Source organism: Thermomicrobium roseum DSM 5159 (genome assembly GCF_000021685.1).
In the GTDB taxonomy this organism is placed as follows: Bacteria; Chloroflexota; Chloroflexia; order Thermomicrobiales; family Thermomicrobiaceae; genus Thermomicrobium; species Thermomicrobium roseum.
The window spans coordinates 1006056-1023197 of record NC_011959.1 but is presented as its reverse complement, the minus strand read 5'-3'; the positions used below and the strand labels follow the sequence as shown (position 1 = coordinate 1023197).

Sequence of the window (17142 nt, the reverse complement as noted above, 5' to 3'; positions counted from 1 at the left end):
GAAGTCCGGTGTGGCTGATCGAACTCGCGGTGCTCGTCCTTCTCGGCACCTCGGGGCGGGCGATCGGTGAAGCCGCGGAGCACTCTCGCTGGGTTCGCACGGTCGTTCGGCTCCTGGTAGCTGCCTTGACTCTGTTCTCGGTGGTGCTTGCGGTCGTCGCGACGACTGTTGGGGAGCCATCGCTCGCAATCCGTGCGCTCGGGGCGGGAATTGGCGTCGGACTGGCCTGGTTGGGGGGCTACCGACGCGTCCTCGCTCGGTGGGTACCGATCGATCCTGGCTCGATCCTCGATACCATGGGCCTGGCAGCCCTCCAGGGCGCGATCGGCTTCTTTGGGGGAGCGCTCCTCGTCGCGGAAACATTGCCTCCGTTCGAGGTGACAGCCGAGCAGCTTGCCGGACAGGCAGTCGCCGAGGTGTTCCTGGCGTTCATCTGGATCGGATTCCCGACGCGACGGGGCTGGCGGCAGGCATTGGAACGGCTGGGACTCCGGGGGACCGATCGTCGTGTGGTCGCTGTCAGCGTCGTGTTCACGCTCGCTCTCTTCGCGGTGTCGGTCGTGACGAGCCTTCTGGCGAGCTTGCTGCAACCAGGCGTCATCGAGCGGATCGAGGAGCGGCTTCTGCCGCTCACGACTGCGTTCGCCTCTCCGGTGGCGGCCCTCGCGCTCGGGTTACTGGCGGGCACCGGGGAAGAGATCCTGTTTCGCGGAGCGATCCAGCCGCGCTATGGCCTTCTCCTGACGACGCTCCTCTACACCGTGCTGCATGTCCAATACGAGCTTTCGCTCGTCAGTCTCGGTGTCTTCGGGTTGGCGATCTTGTTGGGGCTCGAGCGCCGCTGGTTCGGCACGACCGCGTGCATTCTCACCCATGCACTCTACGACGCACTCGCCATTCTTCTGCAGGGAACGCTACGCTGAGAGAGATCAACCTGTCGGGAACTGCTGCCACGTTCCATCGCTGTACAGCGCGTAGATGAACCCGCGGTCGCTGGAGATGAGAAGGCCATGCTCGAACGCTTGGATCCGGGCTCCAGCCGTCATGACGTGAACGTCGGATTCAGTTGCGAACCCGAGCGGTTCTGCCAAGGCGAGCGCTTCCCACACTTGACCGAAGGTTCCTCCAGGCACCCAGAGATTCGGCTCCACTTCCCGGAACTCCAAGGGGGGATCGATGGGGGGTGGTTCGGCCACACTGCGCCAGGTACTCGCTGCCTCCAGGATGTAAATGGTCATGGTATCGAAGCGCTCGACGATGATGCCACGCTGGAAGACGAGCTCGGCAGCGTTGACCGTCACGGCTGGCGACACCGGTGCACCGAGTCGTTGCTGCACCGTCTGATTGCCCCAGTACAGTTTGGCGAACGCGCCGGTTACCGGAACCGGTTCTGGGGTGGACGGTGTCGGTGTCGGGGTGATCAGCACAGGGATCGGTTCCGGTGTCGGAGTCGGAGTCGGCGCGGGCGCGGGAGTCGGCGAGGGAATCGGCGTGGCAGTCGGGCTGGGGCCGAGTACCGGCGGCGAGACAACGACCGGGGGTGCAGGATGGGTTGTCGACTGTTCGTCAGAGGTTGCAGCGGTCGGTGATGGAACGGGAGGAGGTGCTGGCGGCGTCCGTGTCGGAACAGTGGTCGCGATGGGTGGAGTTGGCGGTGGCACGGCAGGTGTCGGTGTCGGCGTTTCGATAGCATGGACGATCGCGCTCGAGGTACGGAAGGTAAGCACGAAAGTGGTACCGAGTCGGTTTCCCCAACGGTCCTCTGCCTCTGCCAAAATGGCGATCTGGTAGACGGTGTCAGGGAGCAGAGCAACGCGACGCGTTTCATCAGCACCGATGACGAGCTTGCTACCGTTCCAGCTGATGGGAAGGCGATCTCGCTCGCCGGGAGGCACGATCCGCAGGTTCGCTAAGACCGATTCCTCGTTCATTGGCTTGGAGAACACGATTTCGATCGGTTGGTAGATCGGCCACAGTTGCTGCGAGGAAGCGGCTGGACTGGAAGCGATGACCCGGGGTGGCTGGACCCGTTGATATCCGAGGCTCGCACTCAAAAGAGCGACAAGGAGGACGATGACACCGAGTGCGGACGAGGCGACCGCGAGATGAAAACGCTGGGTGCGTCGATGCTGTCGCTCGTCAGCCGCGATGCGCCGCCAGAGATCGTCGCGAAGGTGCTGAGGGGGTGGTGGCACAGGGGGCAGACGGCGAATCCGCTCGCGCAGTGCGCGATAGTCTTCGAGCAAGCGTCGGCAGTCTGTACATTCCGCAAGATGAGCTCGAAGTCGCCGCTCGTCCTCGGCGGACAACTCGCCGTCGAGGTAGAGGGAGAGCAGGTGGCGATAGCGACGACAACGATGGGGGGTCATCAGTCGGACTGTGCCTCCATCTCGCGGAAAAGACGCCGGAATTCTTCGCGGGCCCTGAAGAGGAGCGACTTCGCCGCTGAGCGGGAGATGCCCAGGATCTGAGCGATCTCCTCACTCGAATACCCCTCGTATTCGCGGAGGATCAATGCTGCCCGGTAATGGGGCTGGAGCCGCTGGAGCACCCGCTCTACCGTATCCTGCGTTTCCGTTTCCAAGAGTGCCCGTTCCGGGTCGATCGCGTCCGAACGCAGCGAGGAGTTCTGCCAGGAAGCGAGGTGATCGAGCCGCAACCATCGGAGTCGGTTTCGCCGTCGCAGCGCGTCCAGGCAGACGTTGGTGGCGATCCGGCGGAGCCAACCACCGACGTTCAGATCATCGGTGGTCTGTGGAAGTGCGCGATATGCCTTGATGAAGCATTCCTGGGTCAAGTCACTCGCTTCTTCAGCATTTCCGACCATACGATAGATGAACTGATAGACAGAACGTTCGTACTTTTGATACAGCAGCGCAAAAGCATCGTGGTCACCAGCCTTGGCGCGGGCGACGCACCGCAGTTCGTCTGCCGCTGACAATGCAACGGACCCCGACATCCCAGGCCCTCCCGTATCTATAACGAACGACGGCTCGTCCGGATGCGGTGTGCTCACGGCAACACTCCTGACGGGCCGATCGTACACACTTTCGATCCGATTGTCAATTCGGTGAGCAGGGGAAACCGACGACACGGGTTCGGGCTGCGCTGCCACGATTGCCGCAACCGATGCAGGGGCCTTGACTGGGGGTGTGGGCTTTTTCCGCTCGGTCGAGCGATTCGGCCGACCAGTCATCGAGTGTTGCAGAGTAGAATACTCGTCGAAGTGGGCAAAGAGGGTTTCCTTTGGCTCGTGCTGCTCTAGGAAAGGAGCAAAACCGAGTCCAGCGTGCCCCGCTCGCTGGTTCATCTCCTGGGCGGTAAGCGGTCAGCAGTGAGCATCGTCAGGAGAGTTGTTCGCTGCAAGGCTCGTTCTCGTCACCGCACAGTGGTGGCCGGCACGGCGATGATGGTCCGCGTACACTCGATAGCTAGGTGGCTGGGTCAGCACTCGATTGGTGGAGATTGCGAGACATGAAGCATCCGTTTCGTGACCGGATCGAACAAGGTGTTCTCCTCGCTGACGGCGCCATGGGTACGCAGCTGTACGAGCGAGGAATCCGGTTGGATCGTTGCTTCGAGTCGGCAAACCTGACTCATCCGCAACTCGTCGTGGAGATCCACCGGGCCTACATTCTGGCGGGAGCCGAACTCATCGAGACCAATACGTTCGGAGCCAACCGCTTCAAGCTCGAGGCCTACGGCATGGCGGAGCGTGTGCGTGAGATCAATCGCCGTGCTGTCCGTCATGCGCGAGAGGCACGGGAGATTTGTGGTGTGCCGGTTTTCATCGCGGGCGCCATAGGACCGAGCGGACGCCTGCTCGCACCGGTGGGGACAGTTGCACCGGAGAGCTTACGACCAGTTTTCCGCGAGCAGATCGAAGCGTTGCTCGAGGGTGGGGTTGATCTCCTCATTTTCGAGACCATGTCCCAACTCGCTGAGATCCGCGAAGCGATCATGGCTGCACGTGAGGTCTGTGATCTCCCGATCGTCGCCCAGATGACGTTTGCGGCTGACGGTCGCACCATCGCTGGGCACGGTCCGGAAGAAGTGGTGGCCGCCTTAGCGGAACTGGGCGTCGATGTGATCGGCGTCAACTGCAGTGTCGGCCCACGGCCGACGCTCGAGGTGCTGCGGGCCATGATCGCTGCGAATCGCTGGGGTACCGCGCTTTCGGCGATGCCGAATGCGGGTTGGCCGACGGTCGTCGGTCATCGCGTCATTTATGGTGCATCGCCGGAGTACTTTGCCGATTTCGCGAGGGAGGCAGCATCCTTGGGTGTTCGACTCATCGGCGGTTGCTGTGGGACGACACCCGAACACATCGCGGCAATGCGGCGTGCTCTGGACGACATCAAAGGACAAGTACGTCCAGCGGTCGAGGTCAGGGCGCGCGTTTCAACACCGGTAATGGACGCAGTCGCACCGGAGGAGCCCACGCGCCTCAGGCAGAAACTGGGGCGGGAGTTCGTGGTGAGCGTGGAAATCGATCCTCCCAAGGGGCTCAATCCCTCCAAAGCGATCGAAGGAGCCCGTCTGCTGCGCCAGGTGGGCGTCGAGTTCATCAACGTGGCCGACAGTCCAATGGCACGAGTGCGCATGAGCGCGCTGGCGCTCTGCGTGATTCTCCAGCAGGAGACAGGCGTCGAGACGATCCTGCATCTGACGACTCGCGATCGGAATCTGATGGGGTTACAGGCCGATCTCCTGGGTGCGCACGCGCTCGGTGTGCGCAACATTCTCGCTCTGACCGGCGATCCACCGACGTTGGGCGATTATCCCCATGCGACGCCCGTCTACGACCTCGACTCGATCGGTCTGGTGCGTTTGCTCCAGAATTTCCGGCAGGGATTCGATGCCGGTGGTGCCTCCATCGGTCGACCAGCGATGTTCACGATCGGAGTCGCGTGTGATCCGACGCGTCCGGATCTTCAGCAGGAGATCGAGCGTTTGCATGCGAAGCTTGCGGCTGGGGCTGATTTCGTCATGACACAACCGGTCTTCGACTTCTCGACGTGGCGCAACTTCGTCGCACAGTACGAGATTCGCTACGGACCGATCGAGGTGCCGGTGCTGTTGGGAGTGCTACCGTTGCAGAGCTTTCGGCATGCCTCCTTCCTGCACAACGAAGTTCCCGGCATAACGTTGACCGAGGAGGCACTGGAGCGCATGCGGCGAGCTGGTCCGAACGGGCGAGCCGAAGGAGTGGCCATGGCGCGCGAGTTGATCGCTGAGGCCTGCGAGTTCGTGCAGGGTATCTATCTCATGCCCTCTTTCGGCCGCTACGAGGTGGTGGCTGAGGTGTTGAGCGCCCTCCCCGAAAGATTGCGCGTCAGCACCCGCTGATTCTGGTGGAACGCTCTGCTATACTGCCAACTGGTCGTCTTTCTGCGACCGCGGGAGCGGTGCCGCAGGCTGGGAGAGCGCGGGATAAGGAACACAGCCATGCAGGATCTCATTCGCAGTGTGCAACAAGAGTACATGCGCAGCGATCTGCCTCCGTTTAGCCCTGGTGACACGGTGCGCGTGCACTACCGTGTCGTCGAAGGTGGGAACGTGCGTGTCCAGCCGTTCGAAGGCGTCGTGATCCGCAAGCGTGGCGGGGGAACCGACGCCACCTTCACAGTTCGGCGCGTTGCTGCGCACGGAGTCGGTGTCGAGCGGACTTTCCCATTGCATAGCCCATTGATCGAGAAAATCGAGGTGCTGCGGCACGGCAAGGTTCGGCGCGCGCGGCTTTACTACCTGCGTGAGCGAGCAGGCAAGGCGGCTCGCCTGAAGGAGCGCCGTCGCCCCGAAGGTAGCTACCTGCGCTGAGGAGCGGAACGATGGTCTCGCTCGCCTCGACTCGTCAGCGGCGTTCGGGCCGAGGCGAGCGACCGACGTTCGAACTCGAGCAAGCTCTTTGGCAAGCGGGCAACCGCTGGGTCGCTGGCGTGGACGAGGTCGGGCGCGGAGCGCTGGCTGGTCCGGTCGTGGCGGCGGCCTGTATCTTCGAGCCGTCGACTGAGTTACCCGATCAGTTGCGGGATTCGAAGCGGTTGACCGATCCCCAACGACGAGCGCTGGCTGATTGGGTCCGACAGTATTCGCTGCGCTGGGCCATCGGTGCAGCGTCGCATCGCGAGGTCGACCGACTGGGTATCGTCCGGGCGACCGCTCTCGCCATGCTGAGGGCGCTCCAGCGTCTCGGTCCTGTCGATCATGTCCTCTACGATGGCTTGCCACTGACCGAGTTCGAGCGACTACCGGGAACGGCGGTCGTGCATGGCGACATGCGCTGTGCATCGATCGCCGCTGCATCGATTTTGGCAAAGGTGATCCGCGACGATCTCATGGCCCGTCTCGCAGTCCGGTATCCTGGCTATGGTTGGGAAGAAAATGCTGGATACGGCACACCGTCGCATCGACGTGCGATTCGCGAGCTCGGCTCGACGCCTTTCCACCGGCGATCGTTCCAAGTAAGGATGGACACGGACGAGGAGTAGTCGGTGGGACGGCAGTGCCTGGGCGAGGCGGGCGAGCGAGCGGCAGCGCGATGGCTCGAAGAGGCGGGTTGGCATGTCCTGGCTCGCAACTGGCGGTGTCGCCAGGGTGAGTTGGACATCGTCGCTCTCGATGGGGACGTGCTGGTGGCGGTAGAGGTGAAAGTCAGGCGGGACGCTGGAAACGAGCCAGCCGAGTGGGCTGTGACGCCTCGGAAAGGCCGTCGACTCCTGGCTGCACTGTCTGCATTCCTCGCTGCTCATCCGGAACATCAAGAGCGACTCTGTCGCGTCGACCTCATCGCGGTCACAGTTGATCGGGGCGGTCGAATCGTTCGCTGGAGCCACCTCCTCGGGTGCGTGAGCGAAGGGGACGGTGCATGAGGTGATCGATCCGCATCTTCGTGAGCGACTCTGGGCAGCGGGACGGGCGCGACGCGACGAAATGATCGCGTTCGCGCAACAGCTCGTGCAGACTCGCAGTTTGCCTGGAGAGGAGCAAGCCGTTGCCGAGCTGGTTCTGGCGCGTTTACGCACGTTGGGCTTCGATGAGGCGGATCTGGATGCGGCAGGCAATGTCGTGGGAGTCTTACGCGGAAGCAGCGCTGGTAACTCGGTGCAATTCAATGCTCATTTAGATCATGTGCACGAGGGCGATCCGGCTGCCTGGCGATACCCTCCTTATGCTGGAGTGATCGCTGACGGCGTGCTGTACGGCAGGGGCGCGTCTGACGTGAAAGGAGCACTGGCGAGCCAAGTCTATGGTCTCGTCCTTTTGAGTGACCTGGGCCTCGTTCCCGCGGGTGACTGTTACGTCACTGGAGTCGTCCAAGAAGAGGTTGGCGGAGCGGGTGCTGCAGCGCTTTGCGAGTGGCTGCGCACCGATATCGTCGTCTTGGGGGAAGCGACGAATCTCGAGTTAAGACGAGGCCATCGTGGGCGAGTCGGACTGGAAGTCCGTTTCATCGGTCGGTCCGCGCATGCGAGTGCCCCGGAGCGAGGTGTGAACCCGTTGTTCGCGCTGGGGCGCTTCTTGTGCCGGCTCGACGAACTCCCACGCGGCAGCCATCCGGAATTAGGCCAGAGTTCCGTTGCACCGACCCTGGTGTGGACCGATCAATCGAGTGCGAATGTCATCCCTGGGGTGGTGACAGTAGTGCTCGATTGGCGGACAGTTCCTGGAGAGGACGCGGATGCGCTCCGCGCTGCCGTAGAGGACCTGGCCCGTGCCTGTGCGGGAGACGAGGTCCGGGTGGAAGTGACGGTGCCCCGGCGGAAGCTCGCGACATATCGGGGACTTGCCATCGAACTCCCGCCGACTCGCGGCTTCGTTCTACCGACCGATCATCCGGTAGTGACCGTGGCACGGAGCACATTGAATGCCGTGCTGGCACGTCCGGTTCCGGACGCGTTCTGGCGTTTCGCCACGGACGGCGGACATTTCATGGCACACGGCATGGCCACCATCGGTTTCGCGCCTGGTGAGGAGCGCCTCGCGCACACGGTCGACGACAGCATTCGCCTGGCCGATCTGGAAGCAGCGATGGTGGGGTATGCTGCTCTAGCACTGACCTTGACGCGCGGGGAGGAGCATGCGTGAGCAGCATCGAACAGCATCGGATGGCAGCACCGCGCAGCGTTCGTTGCGCGGTCGTGACCGTCAGCGACACGCGAACGGTCGAGACGGATACGAGCGGCGCGCTGATTCGTGAGCGATTGGAGCGCGCTGGGCATGCGGTCGTCTTCTATGCCATCGTTCCGGACGAGCGGGAGGAGATCGGCCGGCTAGTCGATGAGTTGGTGCAGCGACCAGACTGCGATGCCGTTCTTCTCAATGGTGGTACTGGGATCGCGCGGCGCGATGTGACCTACGAGGCTATCGCGGAACGGATCGAGAAGCGCCTCGACGGCTTCGGTGAGCTCTTCCGCTGGTTGAGCTATCGAGAGATCGGAACTGCCGCGATGCTCTCGCGAGCACTTGCCGGAGTCTATCGTGGCCGGATCGTCATCGCCATGCCAGGCTCGACCGGTGCTGTGCGATTGGCCATGGATGAACTCGTTCTTCCCGAACTCGCGCACCTCGTCTTCGAGGCACGCAAGTGAGAAAGAGGTCGGTAACGATGGGCGACGCAGCAGTACGGCGACCACCGCAAGTGCTGCGGGGAATGCGCGACTTCACTCCGCGGCAGATGCTTCTGCGGCAACGAGTCATGGAGGTCCTTCGCCAAGTCTTCGAACGATACGGGTACGACCCGATCGATACGCCGCTGCTCGAGTATTACGAAGTCCTTTCAGGAAAGTATGGGGAAGAAGGAGAAAAGCTCCTCTACCGCTTCGTCGATCAGGGCGGTCGAGAGGTCGGGCTGCGCTACGACCTGACTGTTCCGCTGGCACGGTACGTGGCAGTTCATCGCGCTGAGTTGACGTTCCCGTTCAAGCGTTACCACATTGGGCCGGTCTTCCGCGCTGAACGGCCACAACGCGGACGGTTTCGCCAGTTCTGGCAGTGCGATGTCGACGTGGTCGGCACTCGATCGATGATGGCCGATGCAGAAGTACTGTCGGTCTGGATCGATGCGCTCGGCGCCTTGCGTATTCCCAACGCCGTGATCCACGTCAACCATCGCCAACTCCTGGAGGCTCTCGTCAGAGCGGCTGGCGTGGCGCCGAGTCTCGCGCTCGGTGTGTTTCGTGCCATCGACAAGCTGGCGAAGATCGGGCTCGACGGTGTACGCGAGGAACTCCTCCGGATCGGTGTCGAGGCACCGGCGGCTGAGCGGGTGCTGGCGGCGATCGCGCTGCGTGGTGAGCCGGAGTCGATCATCCCGCAGCTGCGTGTGATGTTTGCGGGTGATGAGGCAGCTGAACGGGCTGTCAGCGAACTGGCTGAGCTTTTCCGCTATCTCGAATGGTTCGGGGTGCGACCAGGGAGTGCGATCGTCGATCTCTCGCTCGCCCGGGGGCTGGATTACTATACCGGACCCGTGGCAGAAGCGATCGTCAGCGAACCAGCGATCGGTTCACTGGGGGGCGCAGGGCGCTATGATCACTTGATCGGACTCTTCTTGGGTGAGGAAATTCCCGCGACTGGGGCATCACTCGGCCTCGAGCGCCTGGTAGAGGTCGTCGACGAGTACGGTTTGCTGCCGACGCCGGCAAGCGTGACGGAGGTGCTGGTCGTTTCGGTCGAAGCAGACCATCGAGCGCAGGCGCTGCGCATCGCCCGCGAACTCCGGCAGGCAGGACTCGACACCGAGGTCTATCTGGGTGAGCGGATCGACCTCCGTCGTCAACTCCAATATGCCGATCGCAAGGGTGTGCCGGTCGCGGTCATCATCGGGCCGGACGAGATAGCCAATGACATGGTGACAGTGCGCGACCTTCGCACGGGAGAGCAAGTTCGAGTTCCACGCGCGGAACTCGTGGCTGCGGTGCGGAAACCGCTGGGCGCCGCTCGTCAGGGCGAGAGGGGCAGTGCGGATGAGTGACTTGACACCGCATCACCGCATCATGGTCGTGGTGGCTCATCCTGACGACATGGAATTCGGGGCTGGTGGAACGGTTGCCCGCTTGGCCCGGGAGGGAAAGGAAATCGTTCTCGTGCAATGTACCTCCGGGGATAAAGGTACGAATCGGCGCGACCTCACCCCCGAAGAACTCGCCCGAGAGCGAGAAGACGAAGAGCGTGAAGCGTGTCGCCGGCTCGGTGTCTCCGAAATCGTCTTTCTTCGCTTGCCGGATGGGGAACTCATGCCGGATCTCGCGTTTCGCGAGCGGATCGTGCGACAGATCCGGGCGTATCGTCCAGACATCGTGATTACGCATGATCCATTTCGGCCGTACGCACTGCACCCGGATCACCGGGCGGTCGGTATCACGACGATCGATGCGGTCTATCCGACGGCTCGCGATCCCTTGTATTTTCCCCAGCATCTCGCTGAGGGGCTGGAACCGCACAAAGTCGCTGAACTTTGGCTTTTCGGCGCTCAATATCCCGATCTCTACGTCGATATCAGCGAGACGCTCCATCTCAAGATCGCCGCGCTCGCTGCCCACCAGAGCCAGATCAACGATATCGAGGAGCTCGCCCAGCGCGTCCGCGAGCGTGCCGCCGAGATCGGTGCCGAACGCGGGCTGCCTTACGCGGAAGCGTTCAAGGTGATCACGCTCCGCCGCTGACGTGGATTTGCAACGAGTCGGTTGTCTTTCTCTTCGTCGCCTGCTATCCTGGTGATAGCTGTTCCGCGATGCCGTATGATACGAGAGGCGCGGCTTGCAGGCTGACGAAGGGAGTTTCGAGATGATCAGCCCCGTCGTACAGCAACCCCGGCGAACCGACGAGCGAGCCGTGCCTCGCCCCGGCGAGCGAATCACGCGCGATGCCTACGGTCGGCCGATCACCTATCTCCGAATTTCTTTAACGGACCGCTGTAATCTCCGCTGCGTCTATTGCATGCCAGCTCACGGCATGAAGTTCGCCCCGCGTGAGGAACTCCTGACTGACGAGGAACTGTTGACGATCGTGCGTGCCGCAGCGCGTATCGGGTTCAGTCGCTTGCGGCTTACGGGAGGGGAGCCGACGGTTCGTCCGGGTCTGGTGGAACTCGTGCGTGCCATGGCGGCGATTCCCGGCGTCGAAGATATTTCGATGACGACGAACGGGCTTCTCCTCGAGCGCTTGGCACACGACCTCGCGGCCGCCGGTTTGCGACGCATCAACATCAGCCTGGACACGCTCGATCCCGAGCGCTACCGAATCATGACCCGTGGAGGGCGGATCGAGAAAGTCTTCGCGGGTATCGCGGCGGCTGAGGACGCTGGTTTGCGACCGATCAAGCTGAATGCCGTGGTCGTTCGCGGCCTCAACGATCACGAGGTGCCAGCACTCGCTGGTCTAACGCTCGAGCGACCATGGCAGGTGCGCTTCATCGAGGTTATGCCCTTGGAGGGTGTCGCTGACGTCCACGATGCGGGACTCGTCACCAGCGCCGAGACGCGGGCGCGTATCGAGGAAGTCTTTGGTCCTCTCGAAGAAGTCGAGGCGCCGCTGAGCGATCCGGCCCGAGTCTTTCGCATTCGCGGAGCGCAGGGCACGCTCGGATTCATCAGTCCGGTGAGCGAGCCATTTTGCGCTTTTTGCAACCGGATTCGTCTGACCGCTGACGGGAAGCTTCGTCTCTGCTTGCTGCGGAGCGACGAAGTCGATATCCGCGAGCTCGTGCGTCGAGGGGCGAGCGAGGAGGAGCTGATCGAGCGTATTCGTGCAGCAGTCTGGCGGAAGCCGTGGGGACACGGACTCCGCGAAGGCGATCGTCGAACTGGGCGAGGTATGAGTCAGATCGGTGGTTGAATCAGTCGTGAAGAGGAGCGGAGAAGGGACGGTCGATCGACCGTCCCTTCTCCGCTCGTGCGGTGCTCAATCGCAGTGATAACCGTTGGAAAGGGTAGCGCTGACCTGCTTGGGTGCTGGGCGAGTCAGCTCGTACTTGCGCCCATTCCCATTGGTCCCGAGATCCGCTTTTGAGGTCGCGATCGGTCGGATGCCTCGCTCTGGCGCCGCGGACGGTTGCTCGCCGATGGTGAAACGGGTGACGAGGGAGCGCAGGCGAGCGGTGTACCGAGCGACGACAGCCGATTGGGTGCCAACGGCCTCGATCGCCTGAGTGGCGGCATCGACCTGCTGCGTCACGCGTTCCGCTCCACGTTGTTGCGCGCTCACCACGCGCTCGATCGCTTTGACAGCGTCGGTGACTTGAGCTGCCTGCGCAGCCATCTCCTCGGCTGCGGTGGCATTCTGTTCGATGACCGCACTGATTTCGCGGAGCGCGGAGACAACTCGTTCGCTCGCCTGCGCCATCTGGTGAGCTGCTGCAGTGATGGCGCTGACTCGCTCGGCCGTTTGCTCGACTGCCTGGAGAATGGCTTGCAAAGCGCGGCCCGCTTGATCGGCTCGGTCAGTACCACGCGTCACTCGCTCGGCTCCTGCACGCATGGCCTCGACTGCCTGCTCGGTCGCTGTGCGTACCTGATCAATCAAATTGGCGATATCCTGCGTCTCGCGGCGGCTCCGTTCAGCGAGCTTGCGGACTTCATCGGCGACGACGGCGAAGCCGCGGCCATGCTCGCCTGCCCGAGCAGCTTCGATGGCTGCGTTGAGCGCGAGCAGGTTCGTCTGTTCTGCGAGATTGTCGATCGTCTCGACGACAGCACTGATCTGCTGACCGAGCTGACCGAGTTCAGCCACACGCTCGGCCGCTGCGAGGACGACATTGCGGATTTCTTGCATCGATTGAACGGTCTGGCGCACTGCATCGGCGCCCGCGTCGGCGGATTGCCGTGTATGGGAAGTCGCTTGCTCGACAGCGGCAGTGTCAGCCAGGACGCGTTGCACCTGGGCAGTGAGTTCGTTGGCCGCAGCGTTGATTCGTTCCAGGCTCTTCGCTTGCGCGCTGGCGCCAGCGGCAACTGATTGCACGACCTGCTGGAGCTGCTCCATAGAACTCCGAGCCGTGATCGATGCTTGAGCGACTTCGCTGGAGCCTTGGGCAACTTCGCTCACGCTCGAACTGACGTCACGCATGGCGCTGGCCGACTCGGCCGTGGCGTGATCCATATGTTCCATGGCTGTCGTCAGTCCATCAGCCGCTTGCTGAATGTCGGCCACCATGGAACGCAACTCGCGGACCATCGAATCGAGTTCGGTTGCAGCACTACCCAGCTGCTGCTGGACGGTATTGAACGATTCGACCATCTGGCCGATCTCGTCCTTCCAATTGACACGAATGTCCTGAGCAGCAAAACTGACCGAGTTCGTCAGATCGCCCGATGCGATCCGGCGCAGTGCTTCAGCGAGAGCCGGAACATGCTCGCTCGCGAGTTGATGCGCAGCACGCGAGAGAGCGAGAGCGGTGCTCCGGATACGCTGCGCGATGAGTACACCGACGGCAGTTTGGAGAACGACGAAGAAGGCATGGATGAAGGTTATGGTCCATGACGGCCCATCTTTGTACACGCTGTACGGTAAGAACGCGTTGAACAGGACGTGGTGAACGGCGATGAGGCCAGCAGCCAGTAGGATGGGAAGCCAGTCATAATAGATGATGAGGTAGGCCAATGCCACGAAGATCTGGAAATGCATCTCGATCAGGCCGCCGGAGAGGTGGATGAGGAGCGCTGCATACAGCATGAGCAATCCAGCAGTGATCAAACGGTACGTTCGGGTTCCGGCGAAAAGAGGATACGTTGCGGTCGCAATTCCGCTCAGAACGGCTGCTCCAACGAGCGCTTGCCAGAGCGGATGTTTTCCGAACAAGAGTGTCACTGCCAGCGTGGCGACCGCATGCCCCCACAGAATCCACAAACTGATGCGATCCCGTGACCGGTCAGCAGCGCCGATTTCCATTGCCATCGTTACCTCCCCTCACCGCACGGTCGAATCACGCCCTGGTATCACAGTTCGACCGAGGAGAGCGCGAACTTGAGGTGAAGGGAGGTACTAATGGCTCTGAGAGATGATGGCTAGACCGAGCGAGTCTCCCGAGCGCTGCACGGGGGATCGGCTGCTTCGTATCGGGGCGACAGGCGGTGGGCGGGCACGATCACTGGGGGCGCGATACCACCGCCGCACTGTGTTCAATGAGTCAGCCAGGTCCGCCCATAGTCGCGCATGGCACGGATGAGAGGGATGAGCGCTTCACCGCGCGGAGTGAGGCCGTAGCGTCGGTGACTACCATCGCTTTCGATGCGGCGAATCAGTCCGGCAGCTTCGAGTTGCTTGAGGCGCGTGGAGAGAGTCTTTGGGCTGATCCCGCGAACGGAGCGCTCGAGTTGGCTGAATCGATCGAGTCCGCGCGCCAGATCCCTGAGAATCAGAGGAGTCCAGCGGTCACAGAGGATGGCCGCGGTGCGAGCGAGCGGGCATCGTTCTGGCGGTAGGGGCAGCGCGTGCATCGTGGGCTCACCTCCATCCTGCCACGCGGTATGCTCGGTAGGCTCGGCAGCAGGTGCTCGCCTGTGGGGGAGCGTAGCAGCTGTTGCAGCCCAGGGCAAGCGGGACGAACGCGAGGGCGCGTCGGATGCCCGAAGGATGGCTACCGATCTGGCCGGTCGCAGACCGGACACTCGCTGAACCGACACTCGTGCGGCTCGCTGGTGCACTCGTTGCAGGAATCGGTGCGATCGCACTCGCGATCGTCCTCGTCCTTTTTGGTCCTCTCCCAGCGGCTCTCGTCCTACCTGGGATCGTCGCCACGCTGCTCATCCTGAGCGATGTGCGGGCTGGTTTGTGGGTTGTTCTCGCTGTCATCGCCCTCGTACCGTACGCCGTCATTCCCGTCAAAATCGTCATCACGCCACCACTCTTGGAGATGACAGGCCTCGGCGTGCTCAGTGTGTGGCTTCTCCGGCTTTTCTTGCGTCGGGACGAGACGATTCCCAGTCATCCGCTTTTGGTCGCGGTCATGCTTTTCATTGCGGTGGCGGTTTTCGCCTTTGTCCTCGGCGTCGATCGTGGCTACTCGTCGCAGACGTACCACAATTTTGCGAAGTTTCTGGTCAGCGTCAGTCTCTTCTTCGTGGCGTGGTCCTCGCTCCAAGGCCACGCTGACGTTCGTCGTTTTACAGGGGTTTTTCTTGTGCTGGCGAGCGTCGCTGCCGCCATTGGCCTGGTCCTCTACGCTGGTGGACCACGACTGACGCTGGCTGTGCTGGCCCGGCTGATTCCCTATGGATATCCGGATACTCGGATCGTCCGCTATATCGAGGACGACCCTGCGAAGCCGATGCGTTTGACGAGTACGAGCGTCGACCCCAATTCGTTCGCCGGCCTACTGGCTCTGGCTGTAGTTGTCGCGGTCACGATGACTGTCGCGCAGCGACCTGCGATTCCTCGCTGGCCTGCCGCGCTCGCGGCTATCGTGTCTGGCTCCGCGTTGCTCCTGACTTACTCGCGTGCGGGTTGGTTGGGAGCTGCGTTCGGTATCGGTCTGGTCGCTCTGGCGCGCTATCGCTGGCTTCTGGTACCGGGAGGGATCGGTCTTGCTGGTGCCAGCGTGCTCGGGTTCGGTGAGCGCTTCGTCGAGCGATTGTGGCAAGGATTCATGTTGCAAGATCCCGCGACGCGCATGCGACTGGAAGAGTACCGGACGGCGTTGGCGATCATCCGCGACTATCCTGCTTTCGGCGTCGGCTTCGGAGCAGCGCCGACAATCGAACTGTGGACTGGGGTTTCGAGTATCTACCTTCTGATCGCGGAACGGATGGGACTTTTGGGACTCGGGACATTCTTGGTTGCAGTAATGGGAATTGCTTGGACGGGGTGGCGAACCTGGCATCGGATGGCCGCGAGCGCGGAGGGTGATCTTCTCCTCGCCTGGCTCGGTGCGCAGGCCGCGGCGCTGCTGATCGGGTTCTTCGACCACTATTACGCCAATATTAGCTTCCCGCACATGGTTGCGACCTTTTGGTTGACGCAGGCGATAGTGCTGGTCGCTGGCACACGATCGACGGGAACACAGCACACAGAAGGGGGAACAGCATGACGGTGACGATCCGCAACCTCAGGATTGCCGGGCCAACGCCGTTACCGCCAGCGGTCGTCGAGGCGTTGCAGCGTCCGATGGTGCCGCATCGCGGTGGATGGTTCCGGGGTTTGGTGCGGTCTCTGCTGGAGCGACTGCGCGCACTGCATCGGACGGACGGAGACGTTTTCGTCATGCCCGGCACCGGATCGGCGGGTTGGGAGATTGCATTGGTCAATTTGCTCGCCCCGGGTGATCGGGTCCTGCTGCTCGTGAACGGGGACTTCGGTGAGCGATGGCGGCGGGTGGCGGAGCGGTATGGCCTGCAGTTGATCGTGCGCGAGGTTCCTTACGGGAGGGCAATCAAGCCGAGTGATGTTGCAGGGTGGCTCGCGGAGACCGAGCCAGTGCGAGCTGTTTTGCTGGTCTATAACGAGACTTCGACGGGGGTCACGAATCCGCTTCGAGAGATCGCTGCTGTCGTGCGGGATGCTGGTGCGCTCTTGGTGGTGGACGGCGTGAGTGCAGTGGCTGGACTGCCGCTGGAGATGGATGAGTGGGGAGTGGATCTCATCTTCAGTGGCTCCCAGAAGGCGTGGATGTGCCCGCCAGGGCTGGTCATCGTCGCCGTCGGATCGCGAGCCTGGGAGATGATCGACCGGGCCAGCTATCCACGCGCTTTTTGGGATCTCCGGGAGTACCGGTCTGCCGCACGGACAGGAGACCTGCCGTCGACTGCACCGATCAGTCTGATCTATGGCTTGGACGCAGCGGTCCAGCTGATCGAAGCGGAGGGCCTAGAGAACGTCTGGACGAGACACCGAGATCTCGCGGTGAGATTTCGCCACGTCACGAGCGAGTTGGGCTTTACCTGCTTCGCAGAAGGTGGCTACGAGAGCGCTACAGTGACGGCACTCGTCCCGCCTGCGGGCATCGGTGCCGAGGAGTTGGTTTGCAGCCTGGAAGAGCGTTACGGGATCGCGGTTAATGGTGGTCAAGGGCGCTTGAAGGGACAGATCATTCGGGTAGGGCATATGGGGTGGGTGCGCTGGAGCGATCTCGAGGAGGTGTGTGCGGCTTTGGCCAGTGAAGTGGAGCGAGCAGTTGCTGGTCGAAGCGAAGCAGTTGGACACTGA

The 17142-nt window shown here is 62.3% G+C and carries 16 protein-coding genes; 12 read left to right on the top strand and 4 right to left on the bottom strand.

Annotation, left to right across the window (positions count from 1 at the left end):
• Positions 1–8 precede the first annotated feature (8 nt).
• Entirely contained in the window at positions 9–923 is a 915-nt protein-coding gene (locus TRD_RS04855; protein WP_015922006.1) for a CPBP family glutamic-type intramembrane protease, read from the top strand.
• A 6-nt stretch (positions 924–929) separates the two neighbouring features.
• Here TRD_RS04855 and TRD_RS15210 read toward each other — a convergent pair whose 3' ends face one another.
• Positions 930–2369: a zf-HC2 domain-containing protein gene (locus TRD_RS15210; protein ID WP_015922005.1), complete on the bottom strand. Its 1440-nt coding sequence runs from the start codon at positions 2367–2369 to the stop codon at positions 930–932.
• Positions 2369–2959, bottom strand: a complete 591-nt coding sequence (locus TRD_RS04845) for an RNA polymerase sigma factor (RefSeq protein WP_041435979.1) — start codon at positions 2957–2959, stop codon at positions 2369–2371. Before TRD_RS04845 ends, TRD_RS15210 begins: the two co-directional genes overlap by 1 nt.
• Positions 2960–3474: 515 nt before the next feature.
• On the opposite strand from TRD_RS04845, the gene TRD_RS04840 reads away from it, so the two are divergent.
• From TRD_RS04840 to moaA, 9 genes are all read left to right on the top strand, one after another.
• The gene (locus tag TRD_RS04840; RefSeq protein WP_015922003.1) at positions 3475–5349 is read left to right on the top strand and encodes a bifunctional homocysteine S-methyltransferase/methylenetetrahydrofolate reductase; all 1875 of its coding nucleotides are present in this window, start codon (positions 3475–3477) and stop codon (positions 5347–5349) included.
• A gap of 99 nt (positions 5350–5448) precedes the next feature.
• Positions 5449–5820: a 50S ribosomal protein L19 gene (rplS, locus tag TRD_RS04835; protein WP_015922002.1), complete on the top strand. Its 372-nt coding sequence runs from the start codon at positions 5449–5451 to the stop codon at positions 5818–5820.
• 11 nt (positions 5821–5831) lie between these two features.
• Positions 5832–6491 (top strand): ribonuclease HII, encoded by a 660-nt coding sequence (locus TRD_RS04830; protein ID WP_015922001.1) that lies wholly within the window; start codon positions 5832–5834, stop codon positions 6489–6491.
• Positions 6492–6494: 3 nt separating this feature from the next.
• Positions 6495–6872: a YraN family protein gene (locus TRD_RS04825; protein WP_015922000.1), complete on the top strand. Its 378-nt coding sequence runs from the start codon at positions 6495–6497 to the stop codon at positions 6870–6872.
• Positions 6865–8088, top strand: a complete 1224-nt coding sequence (locus tag TRD_RS04820) for a M20/M25/M40 family metallo-hydrolase (protein WP_015921999.1) — start codon at positions 6865–6867, stop codon at positions 8086–8088. Before TRD_RS04825 ends, TRD_RS04820 begins: the two co-directional genes overlap by 8 nt.
• 20 nt (positions 8089–8108) lie before the next feature.
• Positions 8109–8591 (top strand): MogA/MoaB family molybdenum cofactor biosynthesis protein, encoded by a 483-nt coding sequence (locus tag TRD_RS04815; RefSeq protein WP_041436623.1) that lies wholly within the window; start codon positions 8109–8111, stop codon positions 8589–8591.
• Positions 8592–8608: 17 nt separating this feature from the next.
• Positions 8609–9976 (top strand): histidine--tRNA ligase, encoded by a 1368-nt coding sequence (gene hisS, locus TRD_RS04810; RefSeq protein ID WP_041435978.1) that lies wholly within the window; start codon positions 8609–8611, stop codon positions 9974–9976.
• Complete coding sequence (locus tag TRD_RS04805) at positions 9969–10667, top strand: PIG-L deacetylase family protein (RefSeq protein WP_041436621.1); 699 nt, start codon at positions 9969–9971, stop codon at positions 10665–10667. The genes hisS and TRD_RS04805 overlap by 8 nt, the downstream gene beginning before the upstream one ends.
• Positions 10668–10788: 121 nt before the next feature.
• Complete coding sequence (moaA, locus tag TRD_RS04800; protein ID WP_015921995.1) at positions 10789–11838, top strand: GTP 3',8-cyclase MoaA; 1050 nt, start codon at positions 10789–10791, stop codon at positions 11836–11838.
• A 66-nt stretch (positions 11839–11904) separates the two neighbouring features.
• On the opposite strand, the gene TRD_RS04795 is transcribed toward moaA, so the two are convergent.
• Together TRD_RS04795 and TRD_RS04790 are read right to left on the bottom strand one after the other, a co-directional pair.
• Positions 11905–13896: a methyl-accepting chemotaxis protein gene (locus tag TRD_RS04795; protein ID WP_015921994.1), complete on the bottom strand. Its 1992-nt coding sequence runs from the start codon at positions 13894–13896 to the stop codon at positions 11905–11907.
• Positions 13897–14120: 224 nt separating this feature from the next.
• A complete protein-coding gene (locus TRD_RS04790; RefSeq protein ID WP_015921993.1) occupies positions 14121–14438 on the bottom strand; it encodes a winged helix-turn-helix transcriptional regulator in 318 nt (105 codons plus the stop codon).
• Between the two features lie 125 nt (positions 14439–14563).
• On the opposite strand from TRD_RS04790, the gene TRD_RS04785 reads away from it, so the two are divergent.
• Both TRD_RS04785 and TRD_RS04780 read left to right on the top strand, forming a co-directional pair.
• The gene (locus TRD_RS04785) at positions 14564–16027 is read left to right on the top strand and encodes an O-antigen ligase family protein (RefSeq protein ID WP_015921992.1); all 1464 of its coding nucleotides are present in this window, start codon (positions 14564–14566) and stop codon (positions 16025–16027) included.
• The gene (locus TRD_RS04780) at positions 16024–17142 is read left to right on the top strand and encodes a pyridoxal-phosphate-dependent aminotransferase family protein (protein ID WP_015921991.1); all 1119 of its coding nucleotides are present in this window, start codon (positions 16024–16026) and stop codon (positions 17140–17142) included. Before TRD_RS04785 ends, TRD_RS04780 begins: the two co-directional genes overlap by 4 nt.

Bases quoted from the DNA above. Each gene is read 5' to 3' on its own strand.
- TRD_RS04795 (WP_015921994.1), bottom strand. From the start codon at position 13,896: ATGGCAATGGAAATCGGCGCTGCTGACCGGTCACGGGATCGCATCAGT.
- TRD_RS04790 (WP_015921993.1), bottom strand. From the start codon at position 14,438: ATGCACGCGCTGCCCCTACCGCCAGAACGATGCCCGCTCGCTCGCACC.
- TRD_RS04785 (WP_015921992.1), top strand. From the start codon at position 14,564: ATGCCCGAAGGATGGCTACCGATCTGGCCGGTCGCAGACCGGACACTC.
- TRD_RS04780 (WP_015921991.1), top strand. From the start codon at position 16,024: ATGACGGTGACGATCCGCAACCTCAGGATTGCCGGGCCAACGCCGTTA.
- rplS (WP_015922002.1), top strand. From the start codon at position 5,449: ATGCAGGATCTCATTCGCAGTGTGCAACAAGAGTACATGCGCAGCGAT.
- TRD_RS04805 (WP_041436621.1), top strand. From the start codon at position 9,969: ATGAGTGACTTGACACCGCATCACCGCATCATGGTCGTGGTGGCTCAT.
- TRD_RS15210 (WP_015922005.1), bottom strand. From the start codon at position 2,369: ATGACCCCCCATCGTTGTCGTCGCTATCGCCACCTGCTCTCCCTCTAC.
- moaA (WP_015921995.1), top strand. From the start codon at position 10,789: ATGATCAGCCCCGTCGTACAGCAACCCCGGCGAACCGACGAGCGAGCC.
- TRD_RS04815 (WP_041436623.1), top strand. From the start codon at position 8,109: ATGGCAGCACCGCGCAGCGTTCGTTGCGCGGTCGTGACCGTCAGCGAC.
- TRD_RS04830 (WP_015922001.1), top strand. From the start codon at position 5,832: ATGGTCTCGCTCGCCTCGACTCGTCAGCGGCGTTCGGGCCGAGGCGAG.
- hisS (WP_041435978.1), top strand. From the start codon at position 8,609: ATGGGCGACGCAGCAGTACGGCGACCACCGCAAGTGCTGCGGGGAATG.
- TRD_RS04845 (WP_041435979.1), bottom strand. From the start codon at position 2,959: ATGTCGGGGTCCGTTGCATTGTCAGCGGCAGACGAACTGCGGTGCGTC.
- TRD_RS04840 (WP_015922003.1), top strand. From the start codon at position 3,475: ATGAAGCATCCGTTTCGTGACCGGATCGAACAAGGTGTTCTCCTCGCT.